Origin of the sequence: Salegentibacter flavus, assembly GCF_900115145.1 — a bacterium.
GTDB lineage: Bacteria > Bacteroidota > Bacteroidia > Flavobacteriales > Flavobacteriaceae > Salegentibacter > Salegentibacter flavus.
The window spans coordinates 82,764-100,797 of sequence record NZ_FOVL01000007.1 but is presented as its reverse complement, the minus strand read 5'-3'; the positions used below and the strand labels follow the sequence as shown (position 1 = coordinate 100,797).

Below are 18,034 nucleotides of genomic sequence, written 5' to 3'. Positions count from 1 at the left end.
TCAGATAAGCATACTCGTGCCTGTCTGACAATTTTTATTTTAGGCTTAAATTCCGGAAATTTAAGCTAACCCGTAAAGAAATAATATGCGCCATCGGTACTTCTTCGTTTTCGTTTGCATTGTTTCTTTTACCAGTGCTTTTGCTCAACACAAAATTTCCGGACGGGTGGTAAATGCCCAAACCGGAGAGCCGCTTCCCTACGCGAAAATCGCCATAAAGGATCAGCCTATAAGCCTAACTAATATTGATGGTTCCTTTTTAATTGATCTGAAAGAGTCTTTAGCCGAAGCCACTTTTTCCTATGTTGGCTTTTCACCCCGAACAATCCAGCTTTCTGCTGCGACAGAGTTTATCTTTGTGCGGCTGAAGCCTTTTACTGAAACCCTGGATGCCGTTTTATTAAATTCAGAAGAAAATCCGGCGAACAGGATCATCAGGAAAGCCATCGCCAGGCGCGACCAAAATGACCCCGAAAAAGCCGTGAATTCTTTTAGCTTCAGAAGCTACAATAAATTCTTAATAGACAACGAAAACAACCGAATAAGCCTGGAGACCGACAGTACCATGCTGGAAGTTGAAACGATTATCCAAACCGGGGCCGCTTATTTTTCAGAAAAAATATCCGAATATCGATTTGAGAAGGGAAAAGATCTAAAAGAGGTGGTTTTAGGAATGAAAAACGCAGGCTTTAAAAAACCGGTTTATGAGCTGCTTTCGCTTTCAGTAAACCCCTTTTCTCTCTACAAAAAAGATTATAACATTTTTGAAACCGAATATGCCGGGCCACTTTCCAAAAAGGCTTTTAGAAATTATAAATTTAAAATACTGGATACCACCAATACCGCACAACCTGCCTTCGTGGTATATTTTGAACCAAAAAGGGAACAGGCCGTCGCCGGGTTAGAAGGAATCTTATACTTGGATACCACAAGTTTCGCCATACAAAAGACCAAAGCGCAGTTGCTGGGCGCCATTAAATTGGAAACCGATCAGGAATATGAATATTTTGAGGGTGAAAATCTCTGGTTTCCTAAAAAACAATTAACCCGAATAAGGCCGGGTAGCGGCGGAAAAGATATTTCGGTTTTTGGCGGGGTGATCTCTACGGGGCGTCTTCAAAGTGGAGGCGATATAATTAGCACGGTACTTTCGGGAAATGATACAGAACCTGGTTTATTTCTCACCTCTACTACTACCAATTATGAAATTCAGTTTAATTCCGAAGAGAAAATAGAAAATCCTTCTGCGCAGGTGGAGATAGCCTCCGGTGCGTTTAATCCCGGGGAAGAATTCTGGCAAAATAACCGGAAACAGCCTTTTATTTTTGCAGATGAAAACTTAGAAGAAAGAGTTATGGACCTGGTAAAGGAAAAGAATGTAGAACGCCAGATAGAAATAAAAAATACAATCACAACGGGGTATTATCCTGTTAACTTCTGGGATTTTGACCTGGGGAAATTTTTTAAGTATAATAATTATGAAGGCTTACGCCTGGGTTTTGGGGGAAAGACCAATAATAGGTTCTCAGATAAATTCAATATTAACGGTTATGCCGTTTATGGATTTAAAGATGAGGTTTTCAAATATGGCCTCGGCACAGAAATATCGCTTCATAAACCAAGTGGTACTAATCTGAAACTGAACTACACCAGCGATATTATTGAAGTGGGTCGTTTTAATTATCTACAGGGTGTTAACGAGTTCTCTATCGTTGAACCCCGTTTCGTGAATATCAATTTTTTCTATACCGATAAAACATTTAGCGGGGGCCTAATCCACCGTTTCACTTCCAGGCTTAATAGCGAACTGCAAATTAGCCACAGCCAGATTTCAAATATCCTGGATTATGCCTATATCCATGAAGGACAACATCTCAGTGATTACAATCTCAGCCAGACCACTTTTTCTTTTTTATGGCGGCCATTCGGAAGATTTTTAAAGACCCCAACAAGTGATATTCTGATAGAAAAAGGATACCCTAAATTCACAGGGCAGATCACCCAGGCTTTTTCAGGTTTTATGAACGGCGATTTCAGTTTCATCAAAGCCGGATTGAAAATAGAACACGAAATTAAGAGGTTGGATAGATCTCGTACAGAATTCATCCTGGAGGGAAATTTTGCTATAGGTGAATTACCGCTAACCCATGCTTTTCATGCGTTCCCGAACAATGGAAACCAAACAGAAATCCTAAAGCGTTTCTCGGTGGCAGGGCATACCAGCTTTGAAACCATGTATTACAACGAATTCTTTAGCGACCGCCAGGCGATGCTTCATGTGAAGCACCAATTTAGACCAATTGAGCTCAACAGGTTTATGAAACCTGAAGTTGTACTCATCTCCCGCCACGCCGTTGGAACATTTAAACATCCTGAAGACCACGCAAATATTTCATTCAACACCCTGGATCACGTCTACTCAGAAGCCGGGCTAGAGGTTAATAATATCCTGGCCGGTTTTGGTCTTGGAACCGCTTATCGTTATGGTGGATATAACCTACCGGGTTTTAAACAAAATTTTGCTTTTAAATTCACCTTCCAGCTAAAGATCTAAAGACTGCACTTTACAATTAAAACTCCGCTATTTAGTGTGGCTTTTTATACCTTTGCGCTCGTTTAAACTTCACCCATGTCCAAAATTTTCAGCTTTGGTTTCTGGAACTCTGTTGCGAGATTAATTCTGCGTAACAGAATTATTATTATTTTTCTGGTATTGGCCGCCACTGCCTTTCTTGCTACCCAGTGGAAGAACATGCAGTTTTCATATACCGAAGCCAATTTACTACCCGATGATCACGAAGCCAATTTAACTTACAATTCCTTCCTCGATACTTTTGGGGAAGAAGGCAACCTCGTGATTCTTGGGGTCAAGGATTCTGCTTTATTTACTCCTGAAAAGTTCCAGGCCTGGACAGCACTAAATGAGGAGCTTGAAAATTATCCGGAAGTAGATCATGTTATTTCGGTAAGTAATTTAAAGAAGTTGCAAAAGTTTAACGACCCCAACCGCTTTGAAATGGTTCCTTTTATCAAAGAGGACAAGCCCGATAAGGAACAGCTGAAAGCTTATGAAAACGAACTCTTTACCGCGCTTCCTTTTTATGAAAACCTGGTTTACAGTTCACATTCCAACACCATTCAGTCTGCTCTTTATATCAATAAAGAGATCGTTAATTCGGAAAAACGAAAGGATTTCGTGCTGGAAAAACTAAGGCCGCTTATCAGGGAATTTGAGGAAATGCACGAAATTGATGTTAAGGTCTCGGGAATGCCTTACATACGTACCCTTAACTCACAGAATATCATTGATGAAATTGGTCTTTTTATCCTGGCGGCATTAAGTGTGACTTCCCTGATTTTCTTTTTCTTCTTCCGGTCTATTCGCGCTACTATAATCTCGATGATTACCGTTTGTATTGGAGTGATGTGGGCATTTGGGGTTATTGGGCTGCTCCATTATGAGATAACAGTGCTTACAGCTTTAATTCCACCGCTCATCATTGTAATAGGAATCCCTAATTGTATTTTCCTCATCAATAAATATCAGCAGGAAATAAAAAAACACGGAAACCAGGCAAAATCCCTTCAGCGGGTTATAACAAAGGTGGGAAATGCCACCCTAATGACCAATGTTACCACGGCTTCCGGTTTTGCAGCCTTTATCCTAACAGATAGCACTTTGCTGAAGGAATTTGGGTTAGTGGCTTCCATAAACATTCTGGCGATATTTGTGCTCAGCCTTCTTATCATTCCAATAATCTATAGCTATATGTCTATTCCAAAAGACAAACACCTTAAACACCTTAACAAAAGGTGGATAGGTGGTTTTGTAGACTGGATGGAACGTATGGTACGACATCACAGGATTGCAATTTATATAGTTTCAGTCTTTTTGCTGGTAGTTAGTATTATTGGAATTTATACTATAAAAATTTCAGGCAGTCTTCTGGAGGATATGCCCCAGGAAGCGACCTTTTTTCAGGATATCAAATTTTTTGAAGAAGAGTTTGATGGAGTAATGCCGATGGAGATCCTTGTAGACACAAAACGTCCCAGGGGCGTGTTGAAGCTCTCTACCCTGAAACGCATGGAGCGCCTGGAAGAAGAAATCACAGATATCCCTGAACTGTCTAAACCCCTTTCGGTGGTGAGATTGGTGAAATATACCAAACAGGCGTATTATAACGGCAATCCAAAATACTTTCAGCTTCCTACTTCCCAGGAACAAAATTTCATAATGCCGTACACTAAAGGAATGAATGCGGGAGAAGACCTACTGAACTCCTATGTGGATTCTACCGGCCAATATGCCAGGATTACTACCTTTATGAAAGATATCGGGACCGATAAGATGGAACGTATAGAGGAGAACCTATGGCCTGAGATCAACAAGATATTTCCCGAAGAACAATATGATGTTTCGCTCACTGGGAAAGCGTTAATCTTCCAAAAAGGGACAAATTATCTCGTAAAAAACCTGATTATTTCTCTTTCCCTGGCCATTTTGCTTATCGCTCTTTTTATGGCGTGGTTGTTCAGGTCATTCAGAATGATCCTTATTTCTCTGGTTCCAAACTTGCTGCCATTACTGGTAACGGCGGGAATGATGGGCTTTTTAGGAATCCCGATAAAACCCTCCACTATTCTTGTTTTTAGTATTGCTTTTGGGATATCGGTAGATGATACTATACATTTTCTCGCAAAATACAGGCAAGAACTAAAAGCCAACAACTGGAAGATAAAGCGTTCGGTTTATGCAGCCCTAAAGGAAACGGGGGTGAGTATGTTCTATACCTCCATAGTACTCTTCTTTGGGTTTTCAGTATTTATGATTAGTAGTTACGGCGGAACAGTAGCGCTGGGAGGCCTGGTTTCAGCGACCTTGCTTTTCGCAATGCTCTCTAACCTATTATTGCTACCATCCCTTTTATTATCTCTGGAACGAAGTATTGCCAATAAAGAAGTTATGAAGGAACCGGCGATGAAGATCATAGAAAGCGATGAGGATGAGGAGGAAATCACAAAAGAAGAACAGAATCACCCTGAATAAAATTAATTACACCGAAAGGCATTCAAAATAAAGCGCTTACTTGCTAAGCATAAACGGAAAAATTATCTTTGTCCCTTTCTAAATCTAACATAAATGATACAAGCAAAAATTGCTGAAATATTAGACAGCAATCAGTTTTTACAGGAATTTGAAGTAAAAGGTTGGGTACGCTCTTTTAGGAGCAATCGCTTTATCGCGATGAACGATGGTTCAACAATCAACAACCTTCAGTGTGTTGTAGATTTCGAAAATTTCAATGAAGAACTCTTAAAAAGGGTTACGGTTGGAGCAGCCATCCGGGTTCTTGGAACACTAATAGAGAGTGAAGGCAGCCAGCAGCGCGTAGAAATAGAGGTAAAGGAATTGGAAATACTGGGAGATGCGAATCCGGAAGATGTAAAATTAACCATCCTATCTCCAAAACGCCATAGCCTGGAAAAACTTCGTGAACAGGCTCACTTAAGGGTTCGAACTAATACTTTTGGCGCCGTGATGCGTGTACGATCCAAGCTGTCTTTTGCCGTACATAGTTATTTTCAGCAAAATAATTTCCATTATGTAAACACCCCGATTATCACCGGAAGTGATGCTGAAGGAGCCGGGGAAATGTTTAAAGTGACCGCATTTGATATAGAAAATCCGCCGAAAAAAGAAGACGGTAGTATAGATTATAAAAAGGATTTCTTCGGAAAAGAGACTAATCTCACCGTTTCGGGACAGCTGGAAGCCGAAACCTATGCGCTAGGCCTGGGGCAGGTTTACACCTTTGGACCAACCTTCAGGGCTGAAAACTCAAATACCTCAAGACACCTTGCAGAGTTCTGGATGATAGAACCTGAAGTGGCTTTCTGTGATCTTGACGGCAATATGGATTTAGCTGAAGATTTTATCAAGTATGTTTTAAAATACGTTCTTGAAAATTGTAAAGATGATCTTGCGTTTTTAGAACAAAGACTTCTGAATGAAGATAAGTCTAAACCTCAAAACGAACGCAGTGATATGAACCTAATGGAAAAACTACATTTTGTTCTGGATAATAACTTTAAGCGGGTTAGTTATACTGAAGCGATCGAGATCTTAAAGAACAGTAAGCCCAATAAAAAGAAAAAATTCAATTATGTTATTGAAGACTGGGGCGCCGATCTTCAGAGCGAACATGAGCGTTTCCTTGTAGAAAAACACTTTAAATGCCCAGTAATATTATTTGATTATCCGGCAAATATTAAGGCATTTTATATGCGTCTTAATGAGGATGGAAAAACGGTTCGGGCAATGGATATCCTTTTCCCTGGAATTGGCGAGATCGTTGGAGGTTCACAAAGGGAAGAGCGCCTTGACGTGTTGCAATCCAAAATGAAAGAACTCGATATAGACGAAAAGGAACTTTGGTGGTACCTGGAAACCAGAAAATTCGGTACATGTGTGCATAGTGGTTTCGGGCTCGGCTTTGAACGCCTGGTGCAGTTTGTTACAGGTATGGGGAATATAAGAGATGTAATCCCTTTCCCAAGGACCCCACAAAATGCTGAATTTTAATATTTGAAACTTATAGAAACCCATATAGTTCCTGCAGGCGTGAAAGATATACGGCTGCAGGAATATGCGGTTTCAATCTTCAAGGCTGCACCTACCAAAAGCAGCATTAAGAAAGCCATTAAACGCAGAGAGATAAAGATTGACGGTAAGGCATCTAATACCGGAGATTGGGTTAAGGAAGGTCAGAAAATTGAACTTTTCAAACAGGAAATCCCGAAAAAGGTTTTCAGTTTAAAACTCGAAGTCCTTTTTGAGGACGATCATATCGGAGTGGTAAATAAGCCGGCCGGATATCCCACCAGCGGAAATTATTTTAAGACTATTACTAATGCGCTTCCTTTTAATTTAAAGGTCTCGACGGAACCTACCGTCCTTGCGGCACCACAACCCGCCCATAGACTGGACAACCCCACCTCAGGATTACTGCTAATTGCAAAAACCGGGGACAGCCTTAGAAAACTACACAGAGATTTTAAAGAAAAGAAAATTCAGAAAATCTATACAGCTTTAGTTTATGGAGAATTTCCAGGGGAGAAGAGCCTTCAATATAAAATTGAAGATAAGGTTTCTGAAACTGAAATCTCACTTATAAGGAGTTTCCATATTAACAGGAATGATTATTCTTTTGTTTCTGCTATTCCAAATACAGGAAGAACCCACCAGATAAGGATTCATTTGGCGAAGGCAGGTTTCCCTATCGTTGGGGATAAACTTTATGGTAAAGAAAATAGTACGGGCAATATAAAAGGATTATTTCTTTCAGCTACTTCTTTGAAATTTCAACACCCAGTAACGCTGGAATGGATGAATATTGCCGTAGCTCCTCCCAAAAGATTCATAAAAATAGAAGAACAAAGGGAGCTTACTTAACAAAATTTTACCACAATCATTTACTGTGCCAAAGCTAGCGTAGCGTTGTTTTGCTTATTTTTGTATTAAGGCAAAATTATATATATGCTTAAACAACAATTAAATCTAAAACTCTCACAGAAGCTATCTCCTCAGCAAATCCAGCTGATGAAACTTATACAGCTTCCTACCCAGGCTTTTGAGCAAAGGATTAAGGAAGAATTGGAGGAAAACCCTGCGTTGGAGGATGGTAAATTAGAGAGTGAAGATGAATACGAAGAAGAATTTTCGAATACTGAAGATGATGACAACGATAATGAAACTATTGAAACAGAAATTGATGTAGATGAATATCTAAGCGACGATGAAATCCCCAGCTACAGGCTTCAGGCTAATAATTACAGCGCAGACGACGAAGAAAAAAGTGTGCCCTACGCCTCGGGAACTTCTTTTACACAATATTTAAAAACCCAGTTAAGCACATTAAGGTTTAGCGAAAATGAACAGGAGATCGCAGATTTTCTCGTGGGAAGTATTGATGAAAGTGGTTACCTTAGAAGAGAGCTTCAGGATGTGGTAGATGATCTTGCTTTCACCCAAAACGTTTACACCGATGAAGAAACGGTAGAAGGCGTATTGAAGAAAGTTCAGGCGCTTGATCCTGCCGGAGTGGGTGCCCGCTCCTTACAGGAATGTCTTTTACTTCAGTTGGACCGCCGGGAACCTACTAAAGCCGTTCAACTTGCTATCGATATGCTGGAAAGATCCTTCGATCTTTTCAGCAAAAAACATTATACTAAACTGCTTTCCCGTCACGATATAAGTGAAGATGAACTCAGAGAAGCGATAGAGGTAATCGAGCATCTCAACCCGAAACCAGGGGGTTCCTACTCTGGAAATACTAGAATTATAGAGCACGTAATCCCTGATTTTACGATAAAAATTGTTGATGGAGACCTGGAATTAACCTTAAATGGAAGAAATGCACCTCAAATGCATGTTTCCAGGGATTACAGCGATATGCTTAAAGGCTATAAAGAGTCTAAAGAAAAAACCAAAGACCAGAAAGATGCGGTGATGTTCATCAAACAGAAACTCGATTCGGCAAAATGGTTTATTGAAGCAATTAAACAGCGCCAGCAAACCCTTATGGTTACCATGAGTTCAATTATGAACTACCAGAAGGAGTATTTTCTAACCGGCGATGAGCGCAACCTCAGACCGATGATTCTTAAGGATATCGCCGATGAGATTGGAATGGATGTATCTACGGTTTCCAGGGTTGCCAACAGTAAATACGTAGATACCCCGTACGGTACGAAACTGATAAAAGAGTTCTTCTCTGAATCTATGAAAAATGACCAGGGTGAGGATGTTTCCACGCGGGAGATCAAAAAAATTCTGGAAATGTCTATAGAAGAAGAAAACAAGAAAAAACCTTTAACAGATGAGAAACTCGCGAAAGTATTAAAGGATAAAGGATACCCTATTGCACGCCGCACTGTAGCCAAATACAGGGAGCAACTCGATATTCCAGTGGCCCGTTTACGAAAGGAAATTTAATGAACTTTCTGTTAAAAAGCGCTTCTTATATTTTTCATCCAATATGGATGCCGCTAGGCGGAAGCCTTATTTATTTTTTAGTTACTCCGCGGTTCTTTCCATCGGGGGTGATCCAGGCTAAATTACTGGCCATCGCTATTCTCACTATCTTTATTCCAGTAGTTTTTTACTTTTTGCTCCGAAATCTTGGGAAGGTAGACAGCATTTTTATGCGTAATGCCAAAGAGCGCAAATGGCCACTATTTTTCTTTATCCTGCTAATATTGATGATACTAAAACAGATATTGAATGTATACAACTATCCGGCGCTCTACTATTATTTTACAGGGATATTGATTTCAGGCGTGGTGGCTTATCTTTTTTCGGTCTTCAGAATAAAAATAAGTCTGCATATGATGGGGCTGGCGGGTTTAACAATGTTCCTGGCCGGCCTGAGTATTCACTACCGTATTAACCTTGTCTATAGCATCCTGTTTTTAGTCCTTGCCAGCGGATTAACCGGTTCTTCCCGATTATATTATAAGGCACATACTCCACCAGAACTTCTACTCGGATTCCTGGCAGGATTTCTTCCACAATTAATTCTGTGGAGATTTTGGCTATAGAATGTAAAACATTAAACCTAGGCGAACCAGGTGCATCCCAATTTCAGAATCATCTACTTTCGCATCCTTAAATAACGGATTAAGGCTGTAATAAAAATGGAAGTTAAAGGTATTATACCCAAAAGTGAGATTCGCTCCCAACCTGAAGCGGTTTAATTCGGGCAGGTCGTATTGTACAACCTGATTGCCCGGCTGTATGAAATTAGATTTAAATTTATAAATATATCCTAATTTCAAACCCGTATAAACACGCCAGAATTTATAGCTTTCAGCTGAAGAAGTGCGCCATCTGAACTCAATAGGAGCTTCTATAAGCTGGGTAGTAAACCGATTGGTGTCATAATCAAAGCTTCTATCAAGGCTTCTAAAAATGCTTTCCCCATCAATGGTCTGGCCTATAAAAAGATTATGTCCAAAACTATTCAATGACCAGCCTAGACCAGTACCTATAGCGATATTTCTTTGTTTATTAAGAGGAAAATCCCTTATAAATCCAAGGTGTAAACCTCCTGAAAAACCCGATTGAGAAATAGAGGATGGCTTTTGATCTATTAGGTTAAAAGTAAGGCCTATATAAAACTGATCTTCCCTGTAGAGACTATCTATAACCGAGGGTACCGAATCGGGGATTCGTCTTGTTTCTTCCTGTTCATTTATCTGTGCAGTAAGCATTAAAGGCAGGAAAAGCAAAAAGCAAAAATAAAGCCGCACCAACTTCATCTGGATTTATAAATTTAATTATTAAATATAAAAAAACATCCTGCCAAAATTAATTAAGGCAGGATGTTTTTACAGTATTGAAAAGATCTAACGGGTTCGCCGTTATTCCATGTTTCTTAAAGCATCACCTTGTAATGTGGTATAATTGATTTTAAGAGCTTCAGCTTTTCTCAATTCCTGCTTGATATCTGAAACCAATCCCATATTTGTTTCTTCATCTACCTTTAGGGCAGTTGTTAAATAGGGAATCAATTCTTCGCGTTTAGTTTCCCTTTCGGCAAAAATAAACTGCTGTACTTCACTTACACTGGCAAACTTATCATTCAACTGGATTCTGGCTTCCGTTCCAAAACGTTCCTGATAGCGCGGACTCGGTTTTCCTGCATAGATATACATTACCAAATCCTTTTTATCAAGTTTTTCAACCTGATCGGCATAAGGTAATTTATTCTGTACCATCAACGTATTCTGGCGCATTACGGTTACCACCATAAAGAAGAACAGTAGCATAAATACAATATCCGGTAAGGATGCTGTACTAATAGCAGGTTGCCCTTCGTTTGTTTTCTTTTTGAATTTAGACATAATTAAGTCTCAAATTTAAATTTTGTTAGTAAGCCTCTTAACTTGTTGGCTCTGCTTCAGAAAGCTTTTGAGGTATCATATCTTTAATAGCCCCAATTTGTTCCTTCAGTTTTTCCTTATTCCCAGTATAATTTGGATCGTTATACTCCTTTTCCATTTGGGTGAAGGATTTTCCATATAAACGCTGGGCTTCTCTATCCCTCAATTGGTTATAAGCCGCTACGAGTTCATTTTGAACTGCGATATAGGTCCCATATTCGGTACCACGGTTATTCACCAATGAAATAATCGCTTTCTGTGGGTTCACAGATGAAGATGGATCACCGGGGCCCTGACAGAAATCACAAGCCTCGTCTCCGGTTCCTCCTCCGTTATCTAAAAATTCGAAGGCTGCCTGACGCAATTCCTCAATCTCCATAAATTCATCTTCTACAAGCAACTCATTATTACGGTTAACAAGTACAGTGAAGATGTTTCTCTGCTTAATTACCGGCGGCTCTTGCTCTTCTGGCTGCCACGGGGGTAGTTTCCTACTTATCCCGCTATCTGTCTCAATGGTTGTTGTTACCAAAAAGAAGATTAGAAGCAAGAAAGCAATATCGGCCATCGAGCCGGCATTAACTTCTGGTGCATCTCTTCTTGCCATATTATTACTTCATTAATTTTTTAACTCCAGAGAATACCATTGCTAAGATAGCAATTCCTGCAAGGATGTAGAATGTTACTAATCCTGCACTTATCCAATGCGCTCCACTCGCCGAAAGAATACTTCCGTCTTTAAGAGTCATTTGGGATCCATCGGTTAGCACATATGCAATTACGATAACTGCTAAAAATGCGCCCAGAGCAATAAGTGTGTTTTTAATATTTCCTTTAAAAAGGCCCTTTATTACATAGAAGGCTACTAATATTAACACAATGGCCAATACCAGATACGCTACCCACATAAACGGATCAAGAAGGCTGTTCTGCATATCGGCTGAGGCCGCTATAGCATCATCGTTTGCAGCTAAGATCCTCCCAAGAAGGATAAGACCTATAACACCAATAACGAGGGCTATATATTTTAATATTTTATGTAAAGTCATAATTTAATCTGGTCTTAGATTCTTTTTTTGTTTTTGTAAGCTACTAACATATCGATAAGGGTAATAGAAGCATCTTCCATATCATTCACGATGCTATCGATCTTAGCGATGATGTAGTTGTAAAAGATTTGAAGGATAATAGCCACGATCAAACCAAATACTGTAGTAAGTAGCGCTACTTTAATACCTCCAGCAACAAGTGATGGTTGCATATCACCAGCAGCCTCAATTCTATCGAAGGCGGTAATCATACCAATTACAGTTCCCATGAAACCAAGCATAGGTGCGATGGCAATAAATAAAGACACCCAAGAGACGTTTTTCTCCAATTGTCCCATTTGGACACCACCATAAGCAACTACTGCTTTCTCTGCAGCATCAATGCTTTCGTCGGCACGGTCCAGTCCCTGGTAATAGATAGAAGCAACAGGACCTTTAGTGTTTCTGCATACTTCTTTAGCGGCATCTACTCCGCCATTGTTTAAAGCATCTTCAACATCCTGAGCCAGTTTTCTGGTATTTGTAGTAGAAAGGTTCAAAAAGATAATTCTCTCAATGGCAACAGCCAAACCAAGAATTAAACATAAAAGAACAATCCCCATAAATGCAGGCCCCCCTTCTATAAATCGTTTTTTAAGTTCCTGGTGAAAACCAAGGCTTTCTTCCTCTACCTCATCAGCGGCAGCGGCAGCCTCATCATCCTGCACAAAATTTACAATTGTTTCAGGTAATGTATTCACATTATTGGCCGCATTCAGGTTTCCGGCTCCTAGCACCATCACCGCGGCGATTACCAAAATAGAAAATAATCTTTTCATTGCTGTTTGTCTTAATTTAATTAGTTAAAGGGTTAAAGATATAAAAATAAAGTTTTAATAAAAATACTATAAATTTTGCAGAGAGGAAGGGATTCGAACCCTCGATACGCTTTTGGCGTATACACACTTTCCAGGCGTGCGCCTTCGACCACTCGGCCACCTCTCTTTCTTAACGTTTTCTAAACGGTGCGCCAAATAACAAAAAAAAATAAACTCAATCAAGTAGTTGGCGTTAATTTTATAACATTTCCCCTCGCAGAGAGGTTTCAAAGATAGTTTTAAAAACTTCCGGACTTAAATCTTTTCCTAATAAATACATTAATTTGGCAACAGCAGCCTCTGTAGTGATATCTTTTCCAGAAACTACCCCAATTTGTTTTAGCTTAACACTGGTTTCATATTGCCCCATATTCACACTTCCAGCTATACACTGTGTCACGTTTACCACACACAAGCCCTCGGCGATCTTTTCCTTTAAGATATTAACAAACCAGGGAGCACTGGGAGCATTCCCGCTACCGTAGGTTTCTAAAACAACCCCCCTTAAATTTTCTTTAGACAAAATATGCCTGATGGTACTTTCACTAATTCCCGGAAACATTTTCAGAATAAGGATATCGTCATTAAAATTAGCATGAAGTTTTGTGGGTTGTTTTCTATTTGGCTTCCACAGAGCATTGTAATTTACTGAAAGGTAAACTCCAGATTCAGCCAGAGGGGAATAATTCATTGATGCAAAAGCCTGGAAATGTTCAGCGTTTATCTTGGTACTCCGGTTGGCACGGTATAATTTATATTCAAAATAAAGTCCTACTTCACTTATAACCGGTCGATCATTCTTTTGCAGTCCGGCGATCTGTATGCTAGTTATGAGATTTTCCTTGGCATCGGTTCTTAAATCTCCTATCGGAAGTTGGGACCCGGTAAAAATTACAGGCTTGGTAAGATTTTCAAACATAAAACTTAAAGCCGAAGCAGTATAAGCCATAGTATCACTGCCATGCAAAATCACAAATCCATCGTATTTTTCAAAATTAGAATTAATGGTGCTGGCAATTTGCAGCCAGCCTTCGGGATCCATGTTTGAAGAATCGATAGGTTCCTCAAAGCTTAAAGTATCAATATTATGTTCAAGTATTTTAAGCTCAGGTATATTCTGAAGTAATTCATCAAAATTAAAAGCCTTCAAGGCACCGGTATCATAATCTTTTATCATACCTATGGTTCCCCCGGTATAAATAAGGAGAATGTTAGCCTTTTTCTTCATAAAGCGCTTCTTTATTGATTACCGGGTTAGCATACATTAATAGGTAACTATTTAGTTCTAGCGCATTTTTCATATCTATTCTTCGAGAAATCCTGCGCTCAAACTGTCGCTTTTCTTTTTCTGAATATCTATCGGAATAAGTATTTGAGTTATTCAAAAGATCACAGGCGATATAATTTGAAGGCCAAAGCTTATAATTCCTGTACACTGCTTCATCAATTTTTGTGGCAATAGTTTGTAACTGTTCGTTAACCGAAGCTGCATTTTTCTCTATTCCATCAAAAACCTCATCCCCCAATATATCTCCGGCACCAATATGAATACGGCCTTTATTGCCCAAAGCACCCTGCATAATACTATTAAAATCTTCATTTGCAGATTTCACATAGGTCTCCTGCATGCGTTTGGCCATAATTTCAGGCATTTTCAACCTATCGGTAGGATCAAATTCATATGAAATTGCAACCGGAACTATCTTTAGTTTCTTCAGGTACTCAGTGAGACTCAGGTCTCCTTTGGCCATTGCGATCATTTTTAAAACACCCTGCTGGGTATGATCGCTACCGTCCTTGGTACGCCCTTCTCTTTGTGCCATCCAAACCGAGCGGCCTTCTTCAAGAAGAAGATATTTAATATAATTGGAAAGATTTTTTGAACTTCTAAGCATTTCCCTGGGACCTAAGCCGCGCTTAACCAGAAAATTCCTATTAAGACGAGAAAGCAACATAAGGAAAGGCTTTTGCACCAGGTTATCCCCTATAGCCGAAGCCGTCATCACCAGATCGTTCTCATACAAAGCACTGTTCAGCAGAGATGTATCTAGCACGATATCACGATGATTGGAAATGTAAAAATAGGATTTATCTTTATTCAGTTTATCGAAACCAGAATAGGAAAGACCTTCAGAACTGCGCTCCAAAACCTTTTGTACAGAATGATAAATCACTTTGATTTGAAACTCCCTGATGGAGGTACAGCCCAAGGTGATTTCTTCAATCTCGGCAAAACTCTTTTCAGGAAAAGTAAACTGCAGCAGTGCCTTTATCATTGGGTGCTTAATATTTTCCTTTAAGGCCTGTTGTACCTCATCGTCGCGGTAAAATCTTATATCTTCAAAATCCTTCACAAAAAGTCTTATTTTCTTAGCAAATGAACAAATTTAAATTTTATTACCCCTTAAATCTTAAAAATATCTTTAGAGCTTTGAGTAGTAATTGCAGCCACCTCCTCAAGTGGGAGTTCGTAAATTTCTGCAACTTTTTCGGCTACCTTTTTTAAATATACGGGTTTATTGCGTTTTCCCCTAAATGGAACCGGCGCCAGGTAAGGCCCATCGGTCTCCAGAACGATTTCCTCTATAGGAATCTGCTTCAGGAATTTATCGATTTTTCCGTTTTTAAAAGTAACTACTCCCCCAATTCCAAGCTTCATATTATAGGACAAAGCTTGCTGAGCCTGTTCGTAGGTTCCGGTAAAACAGTGAAAAATCCCAAAGAGATCCTCACTTTTTTCATTTTCCAGAACTTCAAAAACCTCATCAAAAGCCTCCCGGCAATGAATAACCATAGGTAATTTATATTTTTTTGCCAGCTGAATCTGTCTTCTAAAAGCTTTTTTCTGAATTTCCAGCGTACTCCTGTCCCAGTATAAATCAATTCCTATTTCTCCAACGGCTACAAATTGCCTTTGTGAAAACTGCTTTTCAACTTTGGCCAGTTCTTCCTCAAAATCATCTTTTACGTGAGTTGGATGCAAGCCCGCCATTAAAAAGACATGCTCCGGATAATTTTTCTCCAGGCTATACATGGCCGCAACATAATTTGAATCTATAGCAGGTAGAAAAAACCTTTTGATATCATTTTCAAAAGCTTCTTCAATAAGCTCTTTTTGATCTTTCTGAAAATCTTCGCTGTATAAATGTATATGGGTGTCGGTTAAAATCATAAATGCAAAATTAATTTATTTTGAAGACCTATCTTTGTCAAAAAACAAGGAATGTCACTTAAGAAATTGCTGAAAGAGAAAGGTTATAAGCGTATCAAGCTAAATATCACTAAAACCAACCACCTTGAATTGGTGGCGAAAATAAATAATATTGAAGGAAATTTCATCCTGGATACCGGTGCATCCAGTACTTGCGTAGGAATGGAGGCCGTAGAACATTTTCAACTTCTTGCTGAAGACAGCGATATTAAGGCTGCAGGAGCCGGAGCCACAAATATGCTCACCCAAATAGCACAAAAAAACAAGATTGAAATAAAAGGATGGAAAAAGAAAAAAGTGGATCTGGTACTTTTTGATCTTCGGCATGTTAATGAAGCTCTTATCAATCACGAGGCCGAAAAAGTACATGGCATAATTGGCGCAGATATTTTAAGAAAAGGAAAGGCAATAATAGATTATAAAAACAAATCGCTGTATCTCAAATAATTTAGGGGAAATTTCCCCTTGACGCAAGACACCTTATAATTTAAATTTGGCCTTTAATGTTAGATGATGCCTGTTTTGTTTAAAAATAAGACCCTTTCTATAGTAATTTTTATCATCCTTGCCATAGCAATCATAGGGGTTTTATCTCTTAACATCGCATCCCTTGTATTATTTTAATTTGTTATTGGACTTAAAAAGGAGGCTCTGGGGCCTCCTTTTTTATTTATAGTAACAATGAAAAGACTTTTCTAAAGTTCCAAAGTCCGCTTCACAGCATTATCCATCAATAGTTCTTCAGGATTTTCAAGGGCTTCTTTAATAGCTACCAGAAATCCTACAGACTCTTTTCCATCTATAATTCTGTGATCATAAGACAAGGCTACATACATAATTGGTCTGATTTCTACGTGTCCATCTACAGCAACCGGTCGCTCTACAATATTATGCATCCCCAGAATAGCACTTTGAGGAGGGTTAATAATAGGAGTAGAAAGCATAGATCCAAAAACCCCACCATTAGTTATGGTGAAAGTTCCTCCGGTCATTTCATCAACCGTGATCTCCCCGTCCCTTGCACGGATGGCCAGACGTTTAACTTCTTCTTCTACCCCTCTGAAGCTAAGATTTTCGGCATTCCTAATTACCGGAACCATTAGTCCCTTTGGCCCTGAAACAGCTATACTAATATCTTTAAAATCGTATTTTATCTGATGATCTTCATCTACCATCGAGTTTACATCGGGATACATATCCAGAGCTCTCACAACAGCCAATGTAAAAAAGGACATGAATCCAAGGCTTACTCCATGCTTTTCTTTAAACTCTTCTTTATATTTTTTACGCAGAGCGAAAATTGGAGACATATCTACCTCGTTAAAAGTAGTAAGCATTGCTGTTTCATTTTTAGCAGAAACCAGACGCTGAGCTACTTTTCGTCTAAGCATAGACATTTTTTTACGCGACTCCCCTCTTTTTCCAGGACCAGGAGTTCCCATAGAAGCTTTTGCCTGAACGGCATCTTCTTTGGTTACACGCCCATCTTTTCCACTTCCCTTTACAGATTTAGCTTCAATACCCTTCTCGTCGAGAATTTTCTTTGCAGCCGGAGAAGGACTCCCGGTAGCATAGGTTTCTTTAGAAGATTCTTTAAACTCTTTTTCCTTCTCTTTTTCTTTAGGCTCTTCCTTCCCGGCTTTTTCCTCCCTTTTTTCTTCCGCTTTTGCTTCAGATTTATCTTCGCCACCACCGGGTTTCGGAGCATCGGTATCGATTAAACAAACCACCTCTCCTACTGCTACGGCATCGCCTTCCTCAGCTTTAAGGGTGATTATTCCGCTAGCCTCTGCAGGTAATTCCAGGGTAGCTTTGTCGCTATCAACCTCGGCGACCGCCTGATCTTTTTCAACGTAATCCCCGTCTTCAACAAGCCACTGGGCTATTTCTACTTCGGTTATTGATTCTCCCGGAGAAGGAACTTTCATTTCTAAAGCCATGTTCTTAATTTTTATTTTGTTACCTCTAAA

At 39.4% G+C, this 18,034-nt stretch carries 16 protein-coding genes and 1 tRNA gene; 7 read left to right on the top strand and 10 right to left on the bottom strand.

Going from position 1 to position 18,034, the window contains the following annotated elements:
* Nucleotides 1–85: 85 nt before the first annotated feature.
* The 6 genes from BM266_RS07385 (at nucleotide 86) to BM266_RS07360 (ending at nucleotide 9,603) form a co-directional block, all read left to right on the top strand.
* On the top strand, nucleotides 86–2,554 hold the full coding sequence (locus tag BM266_RS07385; RefSeq protein WP_093407796.1) for a DUF5686 family protein: 2,469 nt from the start codon (nucleotides 86–88) through the stop codon (nucleotides 2,552–2,554).
* Between the two features lie 75 nt (nucleotides 2,555–2,629).
* Nucleotides 2,630–5,050 carry an efflux RND transporter permease subunit gene (locus BM266_RS07380; protein ID WP_093407793.1) on the top strand — a complete coding sequence of 807 codons (2,421 nt, stop codon included), beginning with the start codon at nucleotides 2,630–2,632 and terminating at the stop codon, nucleotides 5,048–5,050.
* Between the two features lie 93 nt (nucleotides 5,051–5,143).
* Complete coding sequence (gene asnS / locus BM266_RS07375) at nucleotides 5,144–6,586, top strand: asparagine--tRNA ligase (RefSeq protein ID WP_093407791.1); 1,443 nt, start codon at nucleotides 5,144–5,146, stop codon at nucleotides 6,584–6,586.
* Nucleotides 6,587–6,589: 3 nt separating this feature from the next.
* The gene (locus tag BM266_RS07370) at nucleotides 6,590–7,456 is read left to right on the top strand and encodes an RluA family pseudouridine synthase (protein ID WP_093407788.1); all 867 of its coding nucleotides are present in this window, start codon (nucleotides 6,590–6,592) and stop codon (nucleotides 7,454–7,456) included.
* Between the two features lie 84 nt (nucleotides 7,457–7,540).
* On the top strand, nucleotides 7,541–8,998 hold the full coding sequence (rpoN, locus tag BM266_RS07365) for an RNA polymerase factor sigma-54 (protein WP_093407785.1): 1,458 nt from the start codon (nucleotides 7,541–7,543) through the stop codon (nucleotides 8,996–8,998).
* Complete coding sequence (locus tag BM266_RS07360; RefSeq protein WP_093407783.1) at nucleotides 8,998–9,603, top strand: hypothetical protein; 606 nt, start codon at nucleotides 8,998–9,000, stop codon at nucleotides 9,601–9,603. The genes rpoN and BM266_RS07360 overlap by 1 nt, the downstream gene beginning before the upstream one ends.
* Here BM266_RS07360 and BM266_RS07355 read toward each other — a convergent pair.
* The 9 genes from BM266_RS07355 to BM266_RS07315 form a co-directional block, all read right to left on the bottom strand.
* A complete protein-coding gene (locus BM266_RS07355; RefSeq protein WP_317040964.1) occupies nucleotides 9,598–10,293 on the bottom strand; it encodes a porin family protein in 696 nt (231 codons plus the stop codon). The genes BM266_RS07360 and BM266_RS07355 overlap by 6 nt on opposite strands.
* 132 nt (nucleotides 10,294–10,425) lie before the next feature.
* The gene (locus BM266_RS07350; RefSeq protein ID WP_093407778.1) at nucleotides 10,426–10,908 is read right to left on the bottom strand and encodes an ExbD/TolR family protein; all 483 of its coding nucleotides are present in this window, start codon (nucleotides 10,906–10,908) and stop codon (nucleotides 10,426–10,428) included.
* 37 nt (nucleotides 10,909–10,945) lie between these two features.
* Complete coding sequence (locus BM266_RS07345) at nucleotides 10,946–11,554, bottom strand: ExbD/TolR family protein (RefSeq protein WP_093407775.1); 609 nt, start codon at nucleotides 11,552–11,554, stop codon at nucleotides 10,946–10,948.
* A 4-nt stretch (nucleotides 11,555–11,558) separates the two neighbouring features.
* Nucleotides 11,559–11,996 (bottom strand): Asp23/Gls24 family envelope stress response protein, encoded by a 438-nt coding sequence (locus BM266_RS07340; protein ID WP_093407773.1) that lies wholly within the window; start codon nucleotides 11,994–11,996, stop codon nucleotides 11,559–11,561.
* Nucleotides 11,997–12,010: 14 nt separating this feature from the next.
* Complete coding sequence (locus tag BM266_RS07335) at nucleotides 12,011–12,814, bottom strand: MotA/TolQ/ExbB proton channel family protein (protein ID WP_093407770.1); 804 nt, start codon at nucleotides 12,812–12,814, stop codon at nucleotides 12,011–12,013.
* Between the two features lie 78 nt (nucleotides 12,815–12,892).
* Nucleotides 12,893–12,980: transfer RNA gene (locus BM266_RS07330), tRNA-Ser, on the bottom strand.
* A 72-nt stretch (nucleotides 12,981–13,052) separates the two neighbouring features.
* On the bottom strand, nucleotides 13,053–14,081 hold the full coding sequence (locus tag BM266_RS07325; RefSeq protein ID WP_093407768.1) for an asparaginase: 1,029 nt from the start codon (nucleotides 14,079–14,081) through the stop codon (nucleotides 13,053–13,055).
* Complete coding sequence (locus BM266_RS07320; RefSeq protein WP_093407765.1) at nucleotides 14,065–15,207, bottom strand: 1-acyl-sn-glycerol-3-phosphate acyltransferase; 1,143 nt, start codon at nucleotides 15,205–15,207, stop codon at nucleotides 14,065–14,067. The genes BM266_RS07325 and BM266_RS07320 overlap by 17 nt, the downstream gene beginning before the upstream one ends.
* A gap of 50 nt (nucleotides 15,208–15,257) precedes the next feature.
* Entirely contained in the window at nucleotides 15,258–16,025 is a 768-nt protein-coding gene (locus tag BM266_RS07315; protein WP_093407763.1) for a TatD family hydrolase, read from the bottom strand.
* 51 nt (nucleotides 16,026–16,076) lie between these two features.
* Between BM266_RS07315 and BM266_RS07310 the strand changes: the two genes are divergently transcribed.
* Complete coding sequence (locus BM266_RS07310; protein WP_093407760.1) at nucleotides 16,077–16,511, top strand: retropepsin-like aspartic protease; 435 nt, start codon at nucleotides 16,077–16,079, stop codon at nucleotides 16,509–16,511.
* A 248-nt stretch (nucleotides 16,512–16,759) separates the two neighbouring features.
* Here the strand turns inward: BM266_RS07310 and odhB are convergent, their stop codons facing one another.
* On the bottom strand, nucleotides 16,760–18,004 hold the full coding sequence (gene odhB, locus BM266_RS07305; RefSeq protein WP_093407758.1) for a 2-oxoglutarate dehydrogenase complex dihydrolipoyllysine-residue succinyltransferase: 1,245 nt from the start codon (nucleotides 18,002–18,004) through the stop codon (nucleotides 16,760–16,762).
* Nucleotides 18,005–18,034 lie beyond the last annotated feature (30 nt).

What these genes read in the sequence shown, in the direction of transcription:
- BM266_RS07385 (WP_093407796.1), top strand. Translation starts at nt 86, where the DNA reads ATGCGCCATCGGTACTTCTTCGTTTTCGTTTGCATTGTTTCTTTTACC.
- BM266_RS07380 (WP_093407793.1), top strand. Translation starts at nt 2,630, where the DNA reads ATGTCCAAAATTTTCAGCTTTGGTTTCTGGAACTCTGTTGCGAGATTA.
- asnS (WP_093407791.1), top strand. Translation starts at nt 5,144, where the DNA reads ATGATACAAGCAAAAATTGCTGAAATATTAGACAGCAATCAGTTTTTA.
- rpoN (WP_093407785.1), top strand. Translation starts at nt 7,541, where the DNA reads ATGCTTAAACAACAATTAAATCTAAAACTCTCACAGAAGCTATCTCCT.
- BM266_RS07360 (WP_093407783.1), top strand. Translation starts at nt 8,998, where the DNA reads ATGAACTTTCTGTTAAAAAGCGCTTCTTATATTTTTCATCCAATATGG.
- BM266_RS07350 (WP_093407778.1), bottom strand. Translation starts at nt 10,908, where the DNA reads ATGTCTAAATTCAAAAAGAAAACAAACGAAGGGCAACCTGCTATTAGT.
- BM266_RS07345 (WP_093407775.1), bottom strand. Translation starts at nt 11,554, where the DNA reads ATGGCAAGAAGAGATGCACCAGAAGTTAATGCCGGCTCGATGGCCGAT.
- BM266_RS07340 (WP_093407773.1), bottom strand. Translation starts at nt 11,996, where the DNA reads ATGACTTTACATAAAATATTAAAATATATAGCCCTCGTTATTGGTGTT.
- BM266_RS07335 (WP_093407770.1), bottom strand. Translation starts at nt 12,814, where the DNA reads ATGAAAAGATTATTTTCTATTTTGGTAATCGCCGCGGTGATGGTGCTA.
- BM266_RS07325 (WP_093407768.1), bottom strand. Translation starts at nt 14,081, where the DNA reads ATGAAGAAAAAGGCTAACATTCTCCTTATTTATACCGGGGGAACCATA.
- BM266_RS07315 (WP_093407763.1), bottom strand. Translation starts at nt 16,025, where the DNA reads ATGATTTTAACCGACACCCATATACATTTATACAGCGAAGATTTTCAG.
- BM266_RS07310 (WP_093407760.1), top strand. Translation starts at nt 16,077, where the DNA reads ATGTCACTTAAGAAATTGCTGAAAGAGAAAGGTTATAAGCGTATCAAG.
- odhB (WP_093407758.1), bottom strand. Translation starts at nt 18,004, where the DNA reads ATGGCTTTAGAAATGAAAGTTCCTTCTCCGGGAGAATCAATAACCGAA.